Genomic DNA, 21,800 nt, shown 5'->3' with positions numbered 1-21,800 from the left:
ATTTCTGGACCTCCGGCGCACTAGTAACGCTCGGTTTTGTACCACTTGGCTTCCCGTTTGAAAATAACGTCTTTGAGATAGTTGTACAGCCCGTAAGCGGCCACTACCATCCAGAGCTGGCAGTACGAGACGTACATCAGCAGAATGATCCACAGATTCGACAGGCTCATCTCGCCCTTCTCTGTGGTCAGGGTAACGAAGATCCCCACCACGAACAGCACAATGGCGAGCAGCCACAGGAAGCTGCTGAGTCCGGCGATGGTCGTATGTACATACCCCATGGCATGCAGCACGAGCAGAATATCCGAGGTGACCAGCGAGATCAGTAGCAGGAAATAGATCGAGACATAATACAGAATATCGAAGCGGATCTTCGCCGCCTTCCGGTCGATGAGGAGCGGAAGGTTCTTCACAATGACATAGATGTTGCCCTTCGCCCAGCGTGTCCGCTGCTTGAACCATACCTTCACCGTCTGCGGCTCCTGCTCCCAGGTGACCGACTTCGGCTGGAACTTGATCCGGTAACCCATCATATAGATGCGGAAGCTGATCTCCGTATCCTCGGCAATCGCCTTCACATCCCAGCCCCCGATGCTCTCGACAATCGTCCGGCGCATAATGAAGTTCGTTCCCGGAATCGTACAGAGCTTGAACAGCTTCCAGCGCCCTGCCTGCGCCATCCACTGGAAGGACAGGGTCTCGATATTAATGAACCGGGTCAGCAGGCTGGCATCCCGGTTGCGGGTTCTGAACTTGCCGATTACCGCCCCCAGGGAGGCATCATTCATAATCTCTGCCACCAGGTATTTCAGCGCTGTGCGCTCCGGCGTATTGTCGGCATCATAGATCGCAATCAGCTCCCCGCTGCTGCGGGTGAAGCCGATGTTCAGCGCATTGGATTTCCCTTTGCCGCCTGTGACGGCGTCTGTATTGATAATGATCAGCTTGCGCAGCGGATTCCGCTCCTGGATAGCAGCCAGCAGCCCGGCGCTGTTGTCTGACGAATTATCGTTGATGACGATAATCTCATACCGGTCATGCGGGTAATCCAGTGCCAGCAGGGATTCCACGGTTTTACTGATGACAATTCCTTCATTATGAGCAGGAACCATAATTGTCACCATGGGATGCTCCCCGATAATCTCCGGCACCGGTTCGTTTTCCGTTTGAATGTAGTACAGATACCCCGCTATAATCAGCATCACATTCACCAGCAGCAGGGACCAGATACAGATGACCGCGATCACCATCAATACGTCTGAGATCGTCATAGTATTCTCCTAAACTCGCTATATTTTCACGGGATTACTTGTTCAAATATTTCCTGCGGTACAGCCTGTAGCCGATAGTGAGCAAGCCGCCGAACAAGAGCAGCGCAGCCAGGATCACGATGATGAAGAATTGATTCTGCACGCTGAACAGCCGGTTGAAGCTCGTCGCCTGCTTCTCCTTGTACTGGAAATCAACGGCGACCTTCTGCGGGGTATAATCGACATCCAGTGTGTTGCCATCCATGCGGATCACCCCGTCAGCAGACTCAAGGGTGTGCATGTCCGTGCGGACCGTATGGGCCTCCTGCTTATAGTCTGCGAAGGTATACCATTCCGCATTCAAATTCCGCAGAAGTTCCTCCAGCCCCCGCTCATCCTCCGGAAGATCCAGCGTCACCGCTGTATTCAGCGGAAGCTCCGGCATCGCCTTGCCTGTTCTGCCAATTCCCTGCAGGAGCTCCGGGGGCAGACTGTACAGAGAGGAAGAGAAGGCCACTGAAGTGTCAGTCTGTTCCATATAATGAGTCTCTCCATCCGGAAAAAGCACTGCCGAATTGAAGAACCCCATGCCTGCGGCAGAATACTCCTTGTCATACGTCCAATAGCTCTCGGCAGCAACGCCGAGCGGTGCCACGCCCCCCTCCGCCAGCACATTAATGAACTGATTCATCTTCCCGCGCAGCGACCGGTCATTCGAATTGATCGGCGGTCTGACCGCCGGGACATTGACAACGATACTTCCGTTGCGGGACTGGACGGCTCTGAGCGCCTCCAGATACCGCTTCATGGCGGGGAAATCCGTATTCGCGAATACCGGACGTACACTGGCGATGAAGGGAACACCGCTTCTATAGAGGCGGTCTGCCATCTGCTCCAGCAGATTAAGATCCGAGAAAGGATAGATCTCCTTGATGACCAGATACATCTGCGGCTCTGCAGTATAGTGCAGCCAGTCCTTCAGCACATAGGCCGCTGCTATGGCTGTGAAATCGCCCTGCTTCAGATAAGGAAGGTAAGCCACCCGGCCGCTGCTTACCGCAAACGGCACCTGTGCCCCCGCATCTGATGAGGACCAAGCTCCATAAGAACGCCCCGCGTCGGAAGCGGTTATATAAGGCATCCCTTCGGCCTCCAGCGGAATGCCGGTGAATCCGCCGATAGAGAGGCTTGCGCCCGCTCTATGCCATACCCCGGTCTTCAGCCGCAGCGTCTGCTGCATCCGGGCAGGCGGTCTATATCCAACATGCAGCATAGGCCCCTTATACCCAGCCGCCTCCTGAAGGTAGGCTTGATTCGTAATCTCAAGCTCATCATTGTTAATCACAGTGATCACGCCGGAATAGCCCTTCATGCCGCCCGGCGCATAAGAGGAGATAAGCTTCAGCGTGACCTGTGCACTGTTGGCTGCAAGCAGCCGCTGCAGCTCGGCCACATTCCCTTCCTGGCCTGTATTCTTCGCCAGGCTGTCGAACAGCAGCAGAATCCGCTGCGCCGGAGCCGGAGAAGCGGCAGCGGATGCCCGCCCGGCAGAGGGCAGCAGATCACCTGCCAATACAATGAACAGCAGAATGACGATCCCTCTGCGTCTCACATGCCCACCCCTTTATTCAGCGCCGCATATTCCTTGAGCGGCCGTGCAGACGGCGCAGACGGCACTGATCTGCGTGAAGAGATTCCGCGGCCGATTACGCTGGCAGCCGTCTGGAAGATAATCAGGTCGAAGGCCAGCGTGAACAGGAACTCATGCTTGGCAATATCCGCGTCACCCGCCCCGATAATGGAGACTACGATACCCGACAGTCCGACCAGCATCGTTGCCAGAATCACCAGCAGACGCTGCATGCCCCGGAAATCCCGGGTGCGGATGGACCGGACGAACGATGGCATATAGACCCCTATCGTCACGGCCATCCAGAGAAGAATGAAGGCAAATGGGCGGGGAGCCAGCTTCTCCTTAAGCGTGCTGTACAAGCTGAAGAAATGACTCTGCGCCCGGAACTCCTTACCTGCCGACTGCTCATAGTTCCCCATAGCTGCCGGCTTGATTTTATAGGCACTCTCAGCAGCCGTATCCAGGATCGAGCCCAGTTCATTCGGGTGAGAAGCATAATAGGTCAGAATGGAGACGAAGCCGTAACGGCTGTAGAAATTTTTATCCAGCAGCTCGGATTTCACATCCACCGTCCCGTATTGGTCATAATAGGTATTCTCTTTGAGAATCGCGTATTGTTCATTGATGCCAAATGAACCGAGCGCGGTCTCCGGATTCTTGGATTCCATCAGCACCCCGCGCGTCATCGCATGGTACTGGTTAATATTCACGAACTCTTTGGAGATATTAAGATACGTCGCAATTCCGGCGAACATCATCAGACCGGCCGACAGCAGTGTAACCCAGCGGAACAGCTTGTCCCGGCGGATCAGCACCAGCGGAATTGAGAGCAGGGAAATCACCATCCCCACCGGGGCGTTCTGTTGCTTGGAGGTGGTCAGGATCAGGGTGCTGATCAACAGGATCGCCAGCATGGCATAATCGTTATATCTCTTCCGGTACAGCAGCAGCCAGGAGGCGAACACCAGAATCATGGTCACCATCACCAGGCTCTCGCCGAAGAAGGAGCTGAAATAGTTGGTGTACCCCGTATCCCCGAAAATGAACACCGCAAGTGCCGCGACTGCCATCCCCCGCTTAGGCGACATTTTCAGCGTGATCGCTTCAACCAGCAGGTAGACTGCGGCAACATACAGCACTGTGTAGATTGCAGCCTGGAAGCGGATATCGAAGACCTCGCGGCTGAAAAACAGCTTGTTGACGAAGATCGCCAGCTTGATGAACAGGGACTGGGAGGAGACCATCATCGTGCTGTTCTCGTTGAAATATTGAAAGATTCCGAACTGCTTCACGAAATAGCCGAAGTACTGGCTGTCATAGTCCGGAGCATTGAAATACAGACCGTTGCTATATATAATCCGGTAAAAGTCTCCGTTATCCGCCATGCCGATGTAAGGGGAGGTAAACAGCGAAATAGCCGTCACCAGCAGCACACAGAACGCGGCGGCAAATGCCGGAGTAATCCGAAAGCCAGCTAACGTGATACTGGGCCGGGTGGATGTAAGCTCTAAGTTGTCTATCATTCCGATTCCCCTTTTGGTTATATTAAGGCGCCTTATAGGAGTAAGCCAGCAGTGCCATGAGATTGTCAAAAGAGTACGCCTGCCCGGAGGCAGGATCACCGAAGCCGCCATATAGCAGACTTGAACGATCTGTCACCCTGAATTCATTCATCCGGCCCATACTGGACTGATAGAGGTCACCATCCTCCAGCACAGCTCCAATCATGGCAGTGAGCGCATAGACCGCTGTTGAACGAATGTCATTAGCAGGCTTGCCCTCTCGGGTATATTGTCCGAACAAGGTTCCCGCTGCGACCTGAGCTTTAATGTAGCTGATGCTTGCCGGCCGCTGACGTCCAGTCTCTGCCAGATGCAGAATAGTCAGCAGAGATTCTACCGAGTTGATGCCTTCAGAGCTGTACTGTCCACTCTTGTAATCGAAGCGGGTCTCATAGAATGGAAAAGAATCGGACAAATATCCCTCCTCCAAAATACCGCTCATATTATTCAACAAATTCTCTTGTAATTCGCTAGATATCGACAATTTCTGCAATACACTCAGATCAATATAACACAAAGTTACGAATCCGTTGACCATTTTCAAATAATTGTCATAGATGTCATAAATGTAACCTTTTTTAGTGTTGTTTTTATAGAAACGTTCTCCATATTTATCGGCTTCTCTGGTATATTCCGGCTGGTCAAATGCCTGCCCCGCCTCATATAACGTTCCGATCATCCTTAGGTCGTCCACCGCTGCATTCACGGGATAACGCTTCTGCTGCTTGGGACTGTAGCGGTAGCTGAAACCACCCTCCATATCGAAGGTTCTCCGGGCTGTCTCCCACTGCCGGTCGAACAGCTCCTGATTGCGGGTCCGGACGGCGGTCTCCATCAGAAGAGAAGCGGACTCGCTTAGAATCTCATGGCCGGTAGCCACCTCTGCCGATTCAGAGGTCTCCTTCAGATTCGTATATACACCATCGGGTCCTGTAAGCTGCGTATTTATGAAATTGAATAATTCCTGCTGTTCCAGTGTAGGCTCTAGCTGCGGCGCTTCATCCGGCCGTGTAGTCCCTGCAGGAGAGACCGCCGGAGTATAGCCGGGAGAGGATGGCGCTGGCCCGGCCTGATTACCGCCGCAGGAGGTTAAGAGGAGCAGCGACATCCCCAGAACAGCAGCCTTCTTATATCCGCTTCCCAATCGATCACATCCTTAAATGACAACTTGCAATTGATTCATACTAATATAACGGTAATTATTGTCACATTATTTACTGTTTCTTCGAACATTATGTGTCAGCATCACATTTTTCTCCTTTTTGTCCCAAAAAAAGAGCCGCTCCAGGTCTTAACGACCGGAACAGCTCCTATGAATACCTTGGTATTGCCTCTAGCTCTCTTTAATTCTCCGGTACGTGGCCTCATCGGCGACGATGTAGAGTCTGGCATCTGCCGGAATCGGCTGGCCAAGCTTACGGTTAATGCCCAGATCACCGCGGTCGGACAGCAGGGTCGCCCCCTGGCGAAGCAGGTCCTGAAAGGCCTCCCCATAGGTTGTCCAGCCGCTGCGGCGGGGAATCTCATAGATATCATCCCCGTGCTCGCGGCTGAGCAGCTGGGTGATCACCTCAGAATTTCCTTCCTGCAGGGCAGAGCGGACGGCTAATCTGGAGATCGCATCATGGGAGAGGACGAACTCGTTCACCTGCACATGCTTGAAGTTCTTAATGTTCTTCTCCTGCATAATCTCTACGGTTGTATGTACCTGCGGAGCAATCCGCTCAATGCTGGAAGCAATCAGCAGTGACTTGCCGTCGCTCAAGGAAGCTTCGTCGATACGGGTGTCGCTGAACACAATCGCTGCTCTGGCGCTCGCGATGTTCGCCTTCAGCAGAATGTCATCGCTTGCGGCATCTCCGCTGATGAAGTGGACCTGCTCCATGGCTTCCAGCGGATGCCGTCCGTTCTCATCAATAATGACCACTTTGCATTCCCTGTCGTAACACAGAATCTCATCTACTGCCGCCTGTGTCTTGCGGTTCCAGTTAATCAGCACGACATGATTATGTCCGTGAAAGGTCAAGGTTCCGGCTCCTCTCCTGCGCTGCATCTCGCCCATGGCATCAATAATCTTGCCGATCACCAAGCTGAGCAGACCAATGCCAAAGATATATAAGAAAATTGTAAATACCTTACCGGTGACGGTAGCGGCGAAATAATCGCCATACCCTACAGTAGCCATGGTGGTCATCACCCAATAAAAGGCGTTGAACCAGCTATGAAACGTGCCTGGCTCCAGCAGGAAGGCGATGGTTGCGCTTAGAAGAATGAAGACCAGAATAATAAAAGCAATGGACTTCTTCTTGAGATGGAGCAACTTGCCGGATAATTGGATTAGAAAATGCAACGCTCATCCCTGCCTCCCGGGTGAATTGGGCCGGCGGGCAGCAGCCTGCGCCGAGTCCCTTGCGGGGCACAGCCGCCGCCCGACTGCCAAAACTAAATAATCAGACTGCTGACTGCGAAGGCCGTCCCGATGAACACCATGCAGAGCATGACACCAACCGCAACATTACCCTTCTCCAGCTGCTCTGAAATCCGGAAACCGGGAGTGAACAGCTCGAAGATCCAGTAAGAAGCGATCAGGCAGACATAGCCTACCGCGAACCAGAGCATCATGAACCAGATGGAGGTATTGGTGTAGGCGGCCACCCCAAGAATGACCGCCGTCGCCAGGAACTTGCCGCCGAACGCCAGCGCTACTGCCACATTCCCCTTCTTCAGCTCCTCCATATCCTTGAAGGGAGTCATGAGCGCGAAGATTACCATACCCAGCACTTGAAGCAGAACAATGGTCAGAATACTGACCACCAGATTAATTACGATCGTCACTTAGCCCACCCCCGAAATTTCGCATAGGCCGAATCATAGTCGGCGAAATCATGTACTTCCTCCAGCACCACAGAGACTTTCTTCTGTTTCTCCAGTGCGGTATAACGCTTGTCGTCAATCGGCTGCTTAATCCGGTTGCCGGAAGGCAGCTCCAGCACTGCGAAATTTCTGGTCTTGCTCTGGTATTCCGTCTTGTACACACCAACCAGGTCTACATCCGTTGTGATGGATACTTTAAGATTAGCCAGATCCTCCGTGGCTGCCTTCTGGTCGGCGTAAGACTTAAGCGTCGTCCAGGCGGACAGCTTGATCTCATTCTTCTGGTCGGCATCCGTCACCAGCTCGGCGTCCATGAACTGAAGCGTCCAGACCGTGTCGCCTGTAGCATAATTCCCGTCGTTGGGAAGCAGCTCATTATCCGGCAATATAGTCATATCGCTGCCGACCAGATCGCCAACCTTGCCTTCCACCACCCGGTAATCCCATGGTACACGTGATACATTATCCGTTGTATTAGTACCCGTGTGAAATACACTGCCACTATTCGCTGAGCATGCACTCAGCACCATAACCGCCAATAGCAGCACTGCAGTCAGCAGGGCGCTCCGGGATCTGTGCCCGGCAGCACGCCCCTCTCTACTCTTAAACATCTTCAAGCCCCCTCACTCCTAGCGCGATAAAATGACTGGCATTGCCTGTAATCGGCCCGCCGGCCCGGCCAAGCAGCCCGCAGGGCGTTCCGTTAATAACGAACATGCCGGTCAGCAGGTGCAGCTCACCCTCCGCCGTCATGATCCGGGCCATTTCGGCCCTTTTCTGATAGACCACGGGGAAGAGCTGGCTGCTGTCGTAGCCCTCTTCGTCCTCGATCTCAAGCGCGCCGTTGTCATCGAAGATCCGTACAGATCCTCCTTCACGGCCGAATACGGATTTGGATACAAAGCTCTCTGAGAAGACCGCCTTATTGTATGTCGGCAGGATGTAACGGGAGATTGCCTCACGTTCCGTCTCCGTGAACAGCAGGCCAAGCTCATACATTCCCCAGACAGCAGCCATCAGCCCCTTGGACTGGAGGATGATGCTATGTGGTCCATTGAACAGCTGGAGCTTCCCGCTCTCAATGGCATAGGCCAGAGCCTCGCCGCCTTCATCTACGGCCATCCACTCCTTCGGATACAGCGCGAACATCCGCTCTATGATCCGGTTCTCCCCGTCCTTGACCACGCCCTCATCAATCCACAGATCCAGGCAATCGACACAGCGGACATCCAGTCCGCTATGCGCGGCCAGCGCCTCAATCGTTCCACTGTCTTCCTCATGGCTGCCATAATCCACACAGGCTACCGTGTCAGGCCGTTCCACGCTCCAGGCTGCGGCAAGCTGCTGCTTCATGGCCGCATTTGCGCTTCCGACGCCTGCTTCCGCGCAGATCCACGGCGTAGCAATAGATGCTTCCACATAACCGGTGGGAGTATCCGCATTCAGCTCCAGCAGCTTGATCGTACCATCCCCTGCCACGGCAAAATCGAACCGGGCATACCGGCTGATTAGTCCCGGCTCCGGCAATGGACAGTCATCCAGCATCTGCCACAGCACCGGAGGAATCCCCAGCAGGTCGTACAGGTCATGTCTGAGATGGACATAACGCACGGCCTTATCCAGAATCGCCCAGAGCGCTGCGGCGGCTTCCTTCAATTCCTCGTAGGTCTCACTACGCATCACAGCCACCGCGTCCAGCCAGTATTCCTCTTCCTCCAGATCCGCCCAGGTGAAGCCCAGCTCATGCAGCCGCTCTACCCGGGGAGCGCGCTCCAGACCGGACTGGTCTATATATTCGAATGCCTGCTCCGCCTGGATCATCCGCCGAACCCGCTCTTTCCGGAGCGCACCGAGCTTTTGCCGGAGCTTTTACTGGAGCCGGATTTGGATTTGCTCGAACCCAGGCCGCTGGAGGTACCCCCGATGCCGCCCGATTTGGAAGAGGTATTCCTTCTTGTAATAGAGCCGGTGGATGAAGTTGAAGTCTTCGGCTTCACCACTGAGCCGGCCACCGGCTTGTTCTGGAATCGTCCGCTATTATAGGAGGGCGGTTTATAGGTATTGCGTGTACCTCCATAATAAGTAGGCCGGTCATTGTACCAGCCTCTGGAGGAATAGAACGAACCGCTATTGAAGAGCATGTGGTACAGAAGCACATCATCCCAGCCGAACCCCGAGTTATAGCCGCCGTAGTTGTTGATTACCGTCGTACCGCCGGAGGTCACAGCCCCTTGCCCTTCCTGAACTTTCTCTTCCTGGTCTTCCGGGTATGGAATATTCCAGTCTACATTCTTATCGAAATATTGCTTAACCTCCTCGGTAGACCAGGAGACCAGCTTAGGCTCCTCGCCGCCGTTGCCGCTTGCGCCTGCGCCGCCGGGAATGAATAATGCGTTAGCCAGCAGGGCAATGCCGAGCGAGGTGGATAATACGCGGACCGGTTTGCCGTCCGGCGTGAACAGCCTGCTGATTGCGGGCTCTTTAGCACTTTCGTCTTTTGCCAACTTGAGACCTCCTTTCCTGGTATTCATCCTTAACCCTCCGTACGCATGGGAACCAGCAGAAGCTCCAGCTTCCCTTCATCCACATTCAGCCTTCCCTCAACCGCCTCGAACTCACGGCCGCCAACGACAATATAATTGACATGTTCAAGCGCCGTGACCATATTCATGCTCCAGACACGCTCTTCAATCATTTGCAGGTCGCCTTCAGGCAGCTTCTCGAACAGGATGACCTTCAACCCGTTATCCATTCCCACTCCATCTCCTCTTGAATATTCGTATGCTTCTGATACGCTGTCATGAACGCTTTCGTTTCAACTCCGCAGCCTTGAATATGTATACCACAGCATATAAATAATAATGACAACAAGCAGTTTTGCAGTGGCCGGCTACGGGCTTACAATACCTTCTGGACCCAGCTGTCCATAACCTGATCGGGGCGGATACCCAGCTCATTCTCCAGGAGCTCCTTGTACTTATCGTAGTGTGTCCTGAACCCGATGAAATCCCCCAGGTCGGCGTAACTTCGCAGAATCAGCCTGCAGAGCTGGTCGGAATAAGGATCTGCTGCCTGCAGATCCAGCAGCCGCTCCAGCGCCAGCCGGGGCCGCCCGGAGGACAGCTCATATTCGGCGGAATGCAGCGCCATGCGGATATACCGGACCTGCAGCTCCTTGCGCCGGATTTCTGCCCAGTCGTAATGATGCTCCTGCAGATAGTCTCCACGGTACAGCTTCAGTATTTTTTCCCGGCGCAGCCATTCCTCTTCGGACTCCACTGGCGTACCGGCGTAGCCCAGCTCGAACTCCTCCACATCCAGCAGCACCTGCTCCTTGGTCAGCCTGTACCGCTCCTGTGAGAATTCCACAAGCACCTCCATATCCCAAGCCTTCAGCAGCTTGCGGATATGGTATACCGTTGTATGCAGATTCGTAACGGCCTTCTCCGGTTTGAAATCGGGCCAGACGAGATCCACAATGGTGTCCTTGAGTATCCACTGGCCGCGGTTATGCAGCAGCAGGGCGAAGACCTCCTGCGCCTTGCTTGTTCTCCACTGCATTTTGCGCCCCGGCTCCGTGCTGTCTGTGAATTCAAGGCGGTGGAAGCAGAGGATGGACAGCTCCTTAACGGGCGCCGCAGACGCCGGGGCAGGCGGCATCTTCCCTTCAGCGCTCTCCTTGCCGACCTCCAGACGCTCAAGGGTTTTGCTTAAGCGCTGGGAGGTCACCGGCTTCAGTAAATAATCTGCAGCATTGAGCTCAAAGGCTTCGATAGCATACTCACTGTACGCGGTGATATAGACAATCCGGATACTCCGGTCCAGCCCGGCAATGTATTCACCGGCTTCCAGTCCGTTCATCTCCGGCATCCCGATATCCAGGAATACAATATCCGCCTTCTCCCGTTCCAGATGCGCAAGCCCCAGGCGTGCCGAGGTGAATTTCCCGGTAATCGTAAGACGTCCATCCTTCTGGAGCATACGCTCCAGATGCTGCAGTGCCGGTTTCTCATCGTCAATCAATATGGCCTTCATCGTCCGGACTCACCTCCTCTTCGTCGTTCTCAGCTGCCTTTAGGTGGGGATGGTATATGATATAGCGGTCCCCCTTCCCGGTGCACTGTCGATATTCAGGCCTGCTCCGTACATCTTGAGCAGACGGTGCTGAATATTGCGCAGTCCAATGCCCCCCTCTGTCCGCTCTTCCGAGAGGATCTCTGCAATCTTCTCCGGGGTCATGCCTACACCGTCATCCGTGACCGCTACCTTGAGCCTGCCCGGCAGCAGCTCGACGGTCAGCCTTACTGTCCCTCCGGCCTCCTTCTGCATCAGGCCATGATTCACGGCATTCTCCACAATCGGTTGAATGCTTAGCGGCGGAACCATCGCCGTTACATCCTCCGGTACATCGAACTCAATATTCAGCCGTTCATCGAATCGTGCCTGCTCCAGCGCAAGATATGATTTGACCAGTCCCAGCTCCTTCTCCATAGAAACCGTCTGTCCCCGGTTCTGGAAGTCGAAGCTGCTCCGCAGATATTGGCTGAGGTCCAGCAGCAGCTCTGTGGCCTTGTCCGGGTCCACCGGACAGACCGAGATAATTGCGTTCAGCGCATTATATAAGAAATGCGGCTTAATCTGCGCCTGCAGGAAAGCAATCTCCGACTGGACGGATACGCGGATCGACTTGCGCATATCCAGCAGGGTCTGCATCCGTGCCTTGAATTCGCGCACCTCCACCGGCTTGCTCAGATAATCATTCGCTCCAGCCTCGAAGGCTGCAAGAATGTCATCAGGCCGGCTGCTCGCCATGAGCAGCAGAATCGGTAACTCGGACAAAGTGAACCGTTCACGGATGGCCTTGCAGAGCAGAAGCCCAGGCATCTCCGGCATCACCCAGTCGGCAATCACCAGATCAAGCTCAGGATGCTGCTGGATGATCTGAATCGCCTCAGCCCCGCTGCTGGCGGTAATCACTGAATGGTTATCCAGCTGCAGTACGCCAACCAGCACGCGAAGATTAACAGGATCATTATCCACTACCAGAATGGAGCAACAGTCCTCAGACGGCAGCAGCACAGGCTCTTCTCCAGGAAGCGGGTACGAAGGCGCTGTCTCCCAGCCGTGAAGCTCCCCGAATGCCTCCTCCAGCAGCGCATTGCTTCGCTGCAATACCGGCTGGGTGAAGCTGAAGACCGAGCCGTGCCCCAGCTCGGAATGCACCGCAATCTCTCCGCCTGTCAGCTCTACAAGTCTCTGGGTAATACTGAGGCCAAGCCCGTTCTCCCGGTAGACCTTACTCGCGGCAGGACCGCTTGGATCATTTGCATCGAAGATCGTACGCAGACGCTCAGGCGGGATGCCCTGACCGGTATCCGTTATGATAATGGCAACATACTCTTCTTTAACCTCAGCAGACAGCGTTATCACGCCTCTGGGCGTATAATTCACTGCATTTGCCAATAAATTATGCAGGATCTGGGCAAGCCGCTGCTCATCCGTCTCCAGCAGCGGAAGCTGCCCGGGCAGATTCAGCCGGAATTCCAGCTGGCTGTTGCCATAGACCTGACGGGTGACCGCCATAATGGAGGAAGCTGCCATGCGGAGATCGACGGCCTGCCGGCGGAGGAAGAGCGCGCCGTGATTCAGCTTCGCGAAGTCCGACATATCATGGATTAGGGCTGTAAGCCGCTTGCCGGTGGAGACAATCGTGAGCAACTGATCCTGCTGGGCAGCGCTGATGGAGCCGGCCGTACCCTGTGCCAGCACCTTGGCCATGTTGACAATCCCCTGCAGCGGTCTCCGCAGCTCCTGCGAGGTGTCAGAGATGAAGTCATCCTTCAATCCGTCAAGCGACAAAAGGCGGCGGGAGAGCTGTTCCACCTCCTGAAAGGAGGCTGCGTATTGCCGGGTCATCAGAATTGCCTGTACGAACCCGAACAGAAGAATCTCGTAGGAGAGGATGAAATAGCTGAAGCCCAGGCCCATGAAGCTGACCAGATAATAGATAATAACCACGCTCAGGCTCTCGATGCTGACCATCATCAGGAACATATTCTTCGGATTTCTCCGGGTGCCCTGGACCATGGAGTAGAGCACGAAGCCCAGGCTTACCGAGCCCCAGGTCAGCAGCAGCACCTCCAGATAGCTGAACAGATAGGCCGGGACGAAGGCAGCAATCAGCAGCAGGAATGCCGTAACTAGCCTGGAGGCCTTAATTACCCCGAAAGACATCGGGTAATTCACTGAATTGGCGACATAGTGCAGCAGATAATAATAGACCAGTGTAGAGGACGCGAGCTGCAGCTTGAGTATAATCTCGTAAGGGAAGCCGGGCAGCGCCGTCAGGATGAGCTTTTCGCCATGCGTGAAAATGTAGACAAAGGCCGCTATGCAGAACAAGCCCAGATACAATGTGACCCCCCGGCTCTCCCTCACCTTGGAGAACATCAGCAGGAAGAGAGATAACACGAAGAATCCGATCAATGAAGCCCCGTCTACAAACAGGGCAAATTCCCTGTGCTTCAAAATAGCGGCCTGATTACCGATTACAATCGGCTGAACGATTCCGCCTGAAGAGTAGCTGTAGTTAGCCACCTGCACAATAATCTCCAGGGTATCCCCGGTTACCGAGGCGAATCCCATAAAAGGCATGTTATTCTGTCTACCCTCAGAGGGCGAGGCTGCCGGAGTTCCGCTGCTTCCAATCTCCTGTCCGTTCAGATAGACCTTGCCCGCACTCCGGATGTTGCTGGTGCGCAGACCATAGACTACAGCTTCCCCTGGAGTAATCTTCGCCTGAAGGCGGTAAGTAGCATAGCCTTTAGCTCTGCGCTCGCCCTCTTCAGCGATCTCGTCGTTCCACTTCCCCGGAACCTGAATCATCGTAGAGGCAGCGGGAACCTCCTTACCTGCATTCACCGGATGGAAATCCCCGGGCGACAGCAACACATCACGGTACAGCTCCCACTCTCCATCCAGCTTCATAATTCCGTCGTGGCGGGAGTCCCAGGAGCGAAGGTCAATCACGCCCTGCACGGCCTGCGGCCTGTCTCCCTTGGTCTGATGTGTCTGGAGGACCGAGAGCAGCGGAACGATCAGCACCAGCACCAGACTGCCGAGAATACTCAGCCAATACCTTCTCATATCCTCTGCCAGTCCCTTCTAGTTGTCATTGTATAAATTATACAACAGGCTCCGTTCATCTGAAGCAAAAAAAAGCCGAGTTCCATTTATTTCGGAATCGGCTGTTCATCTGATTAGAGTTACGTGTATGGAATATTTTACTTTGTTTCCGGAGCGGCGGCTGCAGGAACCACACTCTCCTGGGTCTTCGACAAGAAGATATTGAGAATGATCGCTGTCAGCGATCCGGATACGATTCCGTTCTGCAGCAGCATTCTGGCGAATTCCGGCAGCTGGTCGAACATGGACGGAAGCACCGCAGAGCCGAGGCCCACCGCGATGCTGCAGGCGGCGATCAGCAGATTGCCGTCCTTGCGCAGATCCACATCGGACAAAATCGACATGCCGGAAGCGGCGACCGAGCCGAACATGACAATCATCGCCCCGCCCAGCACCGCATTCGGCACAACTGTAGTCAATGCTGCCAGCTTAGGCAGTAGACCGAGTACGATCATAATTCCGCCAGCCGCAAAAATAACATTCCGCGTCTTCACCCGCGTCAGCGACAGTAAGCCGACATTCTGGGAGAATGCGGTGTACGGGAAGGCGTTGAACAGGCCGCCCAGCATGATGGCCAGTCCCTCGGAGCGCAGGCCGTTCACGATCTGCTTCTGTTCCACCTGCTGGTCCGTCGCCTTACCAACGGCAAAGTAGACCCCTGTCGATTCGACCATAGACACGATATTCACGATAATCATTGTGAATATCGCGGTGATGCTGAACTGCGGCCAGCCGAAGTAGAACGGCTGCGCAACGCTGACCCAGGAGGCTGTGGTCACGGTAGAGAAATGCACGATACCCATGGCATAGCCGATTACAGTACCCACTACAAGTCCTACCAGCACAGATACGGAGCGCAGGAACCCTGTGGTCAGCCGGTTCACGGCCAGAATAACGAGCAGAGTAATCAGAGCCAGCAGCAGATTGCGGGGCTGCCCGAAGTCGGCGCTTCCCTGGCCGCCGGCCACATTATTCATCGCAACGGGAATCAGCGACAGTCCGATGATTGTGACTACCGAGCCGGTGACTACGGTCGGGAAGAACTTCAGTAGCTTCCCGTACACCGGGGCTGCCAGCACCACGAACAACCCGGAGATAATGATTGCGCCATAAGCCGTTGCCAGATTGGAACCTGAAGCGATGGCGATAATGGGGCTAACGGCCGTAAAGGTACAGCCGAGAACCACCGGCAGTCCGCTTCCGAAATATTTGCTGCCCATAATCTGCAGCAGAGTTGCCAGTCCGCAGGTGAACAGATCCGCTGCAATCAGATACGCCATCTGCGTACCATTCAAGTTGAGCGCTCCCCCGACAACCAGCGGTACAATGACCGCTCCGGCGTACATCGCCAGTACATGCTGAAGCCCTAGGGCGAATATCTTCTGTTTGCTTAACATCCTGCACTCTCCTTGATTAATCCTTCATTATCTATGAAATGAATCTCCCCCGGCGACATGGAAGCAATCCGTGCCAGAGAATACACCGGAATTCCGCGCTGCTCCAGCAGACCGCGGCCCTCCTGGAAGCTTTTCTCGATGACACAGCCGACCCCGGCCAGCTGCGCCCCGGACTCTGCTACGATATCGCATAACCCTACAAGTGCCGCACCGGTAGCCAGGAAATCATCAACAATCAATACGGTATCGGCCGGCCCGAGATATTTCTGCGAGATGCTGATCTGGTAGTCTTCCTGACGGGTGAAGGAGTGAACCGGTGCCGAATACACCGCTTCGGACAAGGTGACTGCCTTCTTCTTCTTGGCGTAGATGAACGGCACGCCCAGCGCAATTCCCGCCGCCATGGCGAACTGGATGCCGCTCGCCTCTACAGTCAGCACCTTGGTAATCTGCCGGTCCCCGAAGACCGCTGCGAATTCCTTCCCGATCGCAAGCGCAAGCGCTGTGTCTACCTGATGGTTCAGGAACGAGTCTACTTTCAGTACAGTCTCCGATAGAATTAAGCCTTCTTGTCTAATACGTTCTTCCAATACTTTCATTACGGCGGATCTTCCTCCTTAGAAATAAAAAACGGATATAAAAAAGGACAGATTCCCTGAGTGTTTCTCTCAAGTGAATCTGTCCTTCTGGGTTTTTGTCCCTTGGTGGTGTAACACATATACGTGTCCGCATCGCTTGGACCAGCCTTTCCCGTGCCGCAGCACAAGAAACGGAACCCTAGATGCGCTATTTCACTCATAGTCGGATAATTACAGTGGCTATCCGGTAGAAACTTATGGGCCATATTCCCAAGATTATATGAGTTATATGAATCTGTTATATGAAATCTATTCATGAAGCATGTCTGTTATCTTACACGCTCTCCCCGCTGCTTACAAGCAAAATTTTAAGTAAATTGCGGTGATTTCAAAGTTTTCATGAAACCCCAGGCAAAAGCAGGCCTGACTCCGGAGCGCCTTGTAAATTTTAGGTGTACGGTGTTTTCTTCCTGTCTTCTATATCACTGAAGTTCCATAAAAGCTATAATTATATAGCTTAACATTCTAACTGAACAAAGGCGGCGAACAATGAGAATAAAACAACAGGTTTGGTTAGCAACTTCAGCTACTATACTGCTTCTAGGCAGTATGATTACTATATCACTCCTCTTTATGGAGGGTGGCTCGCGCATGATTGCAGCAGGGTTAGGTTCGGTCGGCATTCTGGTCAGTATCGGACTTCTTTACAGTATCGGACGGAATGTAGACCGCGGCCTGAAGCGGATTATGGAGATCTCGCAGGATATCGCCGCAGACCGTCTTAACCCTGCGGCGGCGGCTACTGTGCGGACGGATGAATTCGGGCAGCTGGCGGCTTCCTTTTTCGGGCTGGCAGCTGACCTTCACCACAGAACCGCTGAAGAGCGCGAGCTGCGGCTTAGAGCCGAGGAACAGGCCTGGCTTAATACGCAGGTGTCAGAGATGGCGCTGCTGCTTCAGGGCTCTGTCCAGCTGAAAACAGCCTCACGTGTGTTCATCCGCAGGCTGGCTACCGCTGTCGGCGGAAGCTACGGGGCTATTTATCTGAAGCAGGGCAGTCAGCTGGACTTCGCAGCCGGCTATGCCTTCGATGATGCCGCAAGACAACAGGAATCCATACCGCTGGGCAGCGGCCTGGTCGGACAATGCGCACTGGATGAGCAGATGATCGTTCTGCAGGATCTCCCGGAGAATTATATCAAGGTCCGCTCCGGCCTCGGAGAAGCTGCCCCTTCCTCGCTGATTATCGTTCCTATTAAGCATGAACAGGAAGTTGTAGCTGTCATGGAACTGGCGGCCTTAAGCCCGTTCAGCTCCAAGGAGATGCAGCTGATTGAACGCACCGGACAGAACATGGGCGTGCTGATGAATACGCTGGCGGATGTCGCCAGAATTGAAGAATTGTTGAATGAGACACAACAGCAGAAGGATGAACTGGAAGCTCAGACCGAGGAGCTGCTGGCCCAGACGCAGGAGCTTGAAGCTCAGACCGAGGAGCTTGCGGCTCAGACCGAGGAGCTCCGGATGCAGACTGAGCAATTGCATGACCAGAAGACAGAGCTGGAGGTTCAGGCTGAGAGCCTGCTAAGCTCCAATGAACACCTCCAGACGCAAATGCAGCTGACAGAGGAGCAAAAAGCCGAGATTGAGGCCCAGGCCGATGAGCTCAAGCAACAGACACAGGAGTTGCACGCCTCCAATCTGGAATTACAGAATCAAATGGAGATTTCCCGCCGGCAAACCCTTGAGATCAAGGCCCAGGCGGATGAGATCTCTGCGGCAAACCGCGATATGCAGAAGCAGCTGCAAATCACGGAGCTGCAAAAGTCCGAGATTGCAGATCAGGCCGATGAGCTGCAGGCCCAGACAAGTGAATTGCTGGAGCAGAAGGAGCAGCTCCAGGCCCAGACGGAGGAGCTGCTGTCCCAGACAGATACACTGCAGGCTCAGGCCGATGAGCTTCAGACCCAGAAGGAGGAGCTGGCCGCCTCCCATGATCAGCTGCTGCTTCAAGTCGAGCTTACCGAGAAGCAGAAAGAGGAGATCCAGGCTCAGGCACAGGAGATCTTCATGGCTGCACAGTACAAATCAGAATTCCTGGCGAATGTCTCCCATGAGCTGCGCACCCCGCTGAACAGCCTGCTGATCCTCTCGCAGATTCTTGCCGAGAACAAGGACGGCAATCTGGAAGCGAAGCAGCTGGAATACGTGCATACGATCTTCTCGGCAGGCAAGGATCTCCTGCAGCTGATCGATGAGATTCTTGATCTGGCGAAGCTGGAGGTCGGCAAAATGCCCCCGGTCATCGAGCCGGTCTCCCCGGTCGATCTCAGCAATCATGTCCACCGCCATTTCGAACAGCAGGCCAAGAAGAAGAACCTGCGGTTCGATGTCCATTCCGACAACCGGCTGCCTGATTATCTGATGACCGACGGTCATAGGTTGCAGCAGGTCTTGAATAATCTGTTATCCAACGCCATCAAATTCACACCGGAGCAAGGCTCCGTCTCCCTGTCGATCCGCACCAGCGGCGGGGAGGTTATCTTCGCCGTCAGCGACACCGGTATCGGCATCGCCGCCTCTAAGCTGGAGAGCATCTTCGAAGCCTTCCAGCAAGCGGACGGCACCACCAGCCGCAAATACGGCGGCACTGGCCTCGGCCTCACGATCTGCCGGGAGCTGGCTACACTCCTCGGCGGAAGAATTGAGGTGGATTCCATGGAGGGCAAGGGCAGCACCTTCTCCCTGATTATTCCCGCTGTGGAACCAGGAGAGGATGCCCAGACCCTTGCTGCCGCAGCCTATTCAGCAGCAGCCTCTCCGGAGATTCCGGCTTCCGAGCCTATCCGCCGTGAGAATCCGGCCTTCCGCGAGTCCTTCGTGCCCGACATTTCCATCTCCAATCCGAAGCTGCTGCAATATGCGGAGATGGATGATGACCGGGGCAATCTGCTAAGCGGGGATATTACCCTGCTAATTATCGAGGAGGACGCCGAATTCGCCGCCCGGCTGCTGGAGCTGGCGCGCAGCCGGGGCTTCAAGGCCATCGTCGCCTTCCAGGGCGATCAGGGACTTGCCCTGGCCCATGCCTATAAGCCTGATGCTATTCTGCTGGACCTGCATCTTCCCGTTCTGGACGGCTGGTCCATTATCAGCCGCCTGAAGAGCCGGCCGGAGCTGCGGCATATCCCTGTGCATGTAATCTCTACAGCCGAGGAGAACCAGCAGAGCCTGTCGATGGGCGCTTTGTCTTTCTGGAAGAAGCCGAATGATTATGCGGAGCTGGAAGCAGCCTTCCTCCAGATCGAGACTTATATCCGCCGTCCGGTGAAGAGTCTGCTGATTGTCGAAGACAACAAGGTTCTGCGCGGCAGTCTTGTTGAATTCATCGCCCATCCCGATGTGAACATTATTGCGGTGGGTACCGGAAGAGAAGCAATGGAGCATCTGGCGAGCCATCATTTTGACTGTATGGTGCTTGACTTGGGCCTCTCGGATATTTCCGGCTTCGACCTGCTGGAGCAGGTCAAGACCAACCGCAAGCTGCAGACCCTGCCGGTCATTATCTATACAGGCAAGGATCTGAGCAAGACAGATGAGCAGCGCCTTAAGCACTACGCTGAGAGTATTGTAATCAAGAACGTGCGTTCAATGGAACGTCTCTATGATGATACTGCCCTGTACCTCCACCGCAAGCATGCAGACCTGCCTCTGGATAAGCAGCGCCTGATTGAGAATCTGCATAATCCGGAGTCAGCCTTTGCCGGCAAAAGTATTTTGCTTGTGGATGATGATATGCGTAATATTTTTGCGTTATCCAGTGTGCTGGAAGGTTATAATATGGAGATCAGCTTTGCCCAGGATGGCAGAGAAGCCCTGGAGCATCTGGAGACCCACCCGGGCGTTGAACTGGTCTTCATGGATATCATGATGCCGGAGATGGACGGTTACGAGACGATGGAGCATATCCGGCGTAACCCGGGCTATGATCAGATCGTCATTATTGCGCTGACCGCCCGCGCCCTGGAGGAAGACCGGGTCAAATGCCTTGAAGCAGGAGCTAACGATTATATATCCAAACCGATTAATACCACACAACTGGTGAGAGTGCTGAAATTATGGTTGATTCAATAGGAGGCAGCATGGAGTATCCGATTAATATTTTGGTTGTAGATGACCGGACAGACGAGTTCCTGTCCATTCAGGCTTTGCTGGCCGAGTCGCCCTACCGGCTGGTTCATGCCCTCACCGGCATGGATGCTCTGAAATGTCTGCTGGAGCAGGAGTTCGCCCTGATCATTATGGATGTGCTCATGCCCGGCATGAACGGGTTTGAAACGGCGAAGCGGATTAAGATGCGTCAGAAATCCCGGGATATCCCTATTATTTTCTTAACCTCGCTGACCTCCGAACTGGAGAATTATATGATGGCCTACTCGGTCGGAGCAATTGACTACCTGACTAAGCCGTTCCATCCGACCGTGTTAAAAAGCAAGATTGACGGCTTCGTCCGTCTCTACCAGACCCACAAGGAGCTGCAGCTCAAAACGCGGGAGCTGGAGACCGCCAACAGCATCCTGACCGAGCTGAAGGAGACGGCCGAGGTGGCACTGCGGATCAAGAGCGGCTTCCTCGCCATGATGAGCCACGAGATCCGTACCCCGCTGAACGGAATTATTGCCATGTCAGATGTGCTTCGTTCCTCCGAGCTGTCCGCTGACGACCAGGAGATGGCTGAGATCATTCATACCAGCGGTCACGCGCTTGTCTCTGTCATTACACATATCCTGGACTTCACCAAGATCGAATCCGGTAAAATGGAGCTCGATTACGAGCTGTTCAATCTTCACTCCTGCCTCAAGGAGACCGTTGATCTGTTCCGGGCGCTGGCCAGAGAACGCAGCCTGACTCTGGAGACCTTTATTGATCCTGACATCCCTGCCCTGCTCACCGGTGACCCCAACCGTCTGCGTCAGGTACTCAATAACCTGATCGGCAATGCCATCAAATTCACGCATTCCGGCGGCGTCAAGGTGGATGTCCGCCTCCGGCAGGTCATGGACCAGCTGCTGGAGCTAGAGTTCATTATCGAAGATACGGGGATCGGCATTCCGGCGGACAAGATGAAATACCTGTTCCAGCCGTTCACCCAGATTGGAGCCACCATCAACCGCAAGTTCGGCGGCACCGGACTCGGTCTGTCCATCTGCAAAATGCTGGTCGACCTCATGGGCGGTACGATCTATGCCAAGCCGGATGTGGTGGGCGGAGCTACCTTCATCTTCACCATCCAGGTCGCTGAGGGCCAGCCGGACTGAGAC

The 21,800-nt window shown here is 54.4% G+C and carries 16 protein-coding genes and 1 riboswitch; of the genes, 2 read left to right on the top strand and 14 right to left on the bottom strand.

What is annotated here, in order from left to right:
* Positions 1 to 20: 20 nt before the first annotated feature.
* The 14 genes from C162_RS05030 to C162_RS04965 all read right to left on the bottom strand — a co-directional run bounded on the left by C162_RS05030 (position 21) and on the right by C162_RS04965 (position 16,500).
* Positions 21 to 1,271: a glycosyltransferase family 2 protein gene (locus tag C162_RS05030; protein WP_036691956.1), complete on the bottom strand. Its 1,251-nt coding sequence runs from the start codon at positions 1,269 to 1,271 to the stop codon at positions 21 to 23.
* 34 nt (positions 1,272 to 1,305) lie between these two features.
* Positions 1,306 to 2,862, bottom strand: coding sequence for a hypothetical protein (locus C162_RS05025; RefSeq protein ID WP_036691955.1), 1,557 nt, complete (start codon positions 2,860 to 2,862; stop codon positions 1,306 to 1,308).
* A complete protein-coding gene (gene wsfD / locus C162_RS05020; protein WP_036691952.1) occupies positions 2,859 to 4,406 on the bottom strand; it encodes a glycan biosynthesis hexose transferase WsfD in 1,548 nt (515 codons plus the stop codon). The genes C162_RS05025 and wsfD overlap by 4 nt, the downstream gene beginning before the upstream one ends.
* A 22-nt stretch (positions 4,407 to 4,428) precedes the next feature.
* Positions 4,429 to 5,589: a hypothetical protein gene (locus C162_RS05015; protein WP_036691950.1), complete on the bottom strand. Its 1,161-nt coding sequence runs from the start codon at positions 5,587 to 5,589 to the stop codon at positions 4,429 to 4,431.
* A gap of 189 nt (positions 5,590 to 5,778) precedes the next feature.
* Positions 5,779 to 6,795, bottom strand: a complete 1,017-nt coding sequence (locus C162_RS05010) for a potassium channel protein (RefSeq protein WP_036691946.1) — start codon at positions 6,793 to 6,795, stop codon at positions 5,779 to 5,781.
* 92 nt (positions 6,796 to 6,887) lie between these two features.
* Positions 6,888 to 7,280, bottom strand: a complete 393-nt coding sequence (locus C162_RS05005; RefSeq protein WP_036691943.1) for a DUF350 domain-containing protein — start codon at positions 7,278 to 7,280, stop codon at positions 6,888 to 6,890.
* Positions 7,277 to 7,930 (bottom strand): hypothetical protein, encoded by a 654-nt coding sequence (locus tag C162_RS05000; RefSeq protein ID WP_036691942.1) that lies wholly within the window; start codon positions 7,928 to 7,930, stop codon positions 7,277 to 7,279. Before C162_RS05000 ends, C162_RS05005 begins: the two co-directional genes overlap by 4 nt.
* Positions 7,923 to 9,140: a glutathionylspermidine synthase family protein gene (locus tag C162_RS04995; RefSeq protein WP_036691940.1), complete on the bottom strand. Its 1,218-nt coding sequence runs from the start codon at positions 9,138 to 9,140 to the stop codon at positions 7,923 to 7,925. The genes C162_RS05000 and C162_RS04995 overlap by 8 nt, the downstream gene beginning before the upstream one ends.
* Positions 9,137 to 9,823, bottom strand: coding sequence for a hypothetical protein (locus C162_RS04990; protein WP_036692216.1), 687 nt, complete (start codon positions 9,821 to 9,823; stop codon positions 9,137 to 9,139). The genes C162_RS04995 and C162_RS04990 overlap by 4 nt, the downstream gene beginning before the upstream one ends.
* Before the next feature lie 29 nt (positions 9,824 to 9,852).
* Positions 9,853 to 10,071, bottom strand: coding sequence for a hypothetical protein (locus C162_RS04985; RefSeq protein WP_036691939.1), 219 nt, complete (start codon positions 10,069 to 10,071; stop codon positions 9,853 to 9,855).
* Positions 10,072 to 10,217: 146 nt separating this feature from the next.
* Positions 10,218 to 11,354, bottom strand: coding sequence for a response regulator (locus C162_RS04980; protein ID WP_036691937.1), 1,137 nt, complete (start codon positions 11,352 to 11,354; stop codon positions 10,218 to 10,220).
* Between the two features lie 39 nt (positions 11,355 to 11,393).
* Positions 11,394 to 14,465, bottom strand: a complete 3,072-nt coding sequence (locus C162_RS04975; RefSeq protein WP_036691936.1) for a hybrid sensor histidine kinase/response regulator — start codon at positions 14,463 to 14,465, stop codon at positions 11,394 to 11,396.
* A gap of 137 nt (positions 14,466 to 14,602) precedes the next feature.
* Positions 14,603 to 15,901, bottom strand: coding sequence for a nucleobase:cation symporter-2 family protein (locus C162_RS04970; RefSeq protein WP_036691933.1), 1,299 nt, complete (start codon positions 15,899 to 15,901; stop codon positions 14,603 to 14,605).
* Entirely contained in the window at positions 15,895 to 16,500 is a 606-nt protein-coding gene (locus C162_RS04965; protein WP_036691931.1) for a xanthine phosphoribosyltransferase, read from the bottom strand. Before C162_RS04965 ends, C162_RS04970 begins: the two co-directional genes overlap by 7 nt.
* Before the next feature lie 179 nt (positions 16,501 to 16,679).
* Positions 16,680 to 16,783: riboswitch (purine riboswitch) on the bottom strand.
* A 347-nt stretch (positions 16,784 to 17,130) separates the two neighbouring features.
* Between C162_RS04965 and C162_RS04960 the strand changes: the two genes are divergently transcribed.
* Together C162_RS04960 and C162_RS04955 are read left to right on the top strand one after the other, a co-directional pair.
* Positions 17,131 to 20,613, top strand: a complete 3,483-nt coding sequence (locus tag C162_RS04960) for a response regulator (RefSeq protein WP_235218355.1) — start codon at positions 17,131 to 17,133, stop codon at positions 20,611 to 20,613.
* Between the two features lie 8 nt (positions 20,614 to 20,621).
* Positions 20,622 to 21,797: an ATP-binding response regulator gene (locus C162_RS04955; protein ID WP_036691927.1), complete on the top strand. Its 1,176-nt coding sequence runs from the start codon at positions 20,622 to 20,624 to the stop codon at positions 21,795 to 21,797.
* Positions 21,798 to 21,800 lie beyond the last annotated feature (3 nt).

The sequence above is a fragment of the Paenibacillus sp. FSL R7-269 genome (assembly GCF_000517865.1).
GTDB lineage: Bacteria > Bacillota > Bacilli > Paenibacillales > Paenibacillaceae > Paenibacillus_AQ.
The sequence above is the reverse complement of the archived record's forward strand: the minus strand, read 5'-3'. Positions and strand labels throughout refer to the sequence as shown.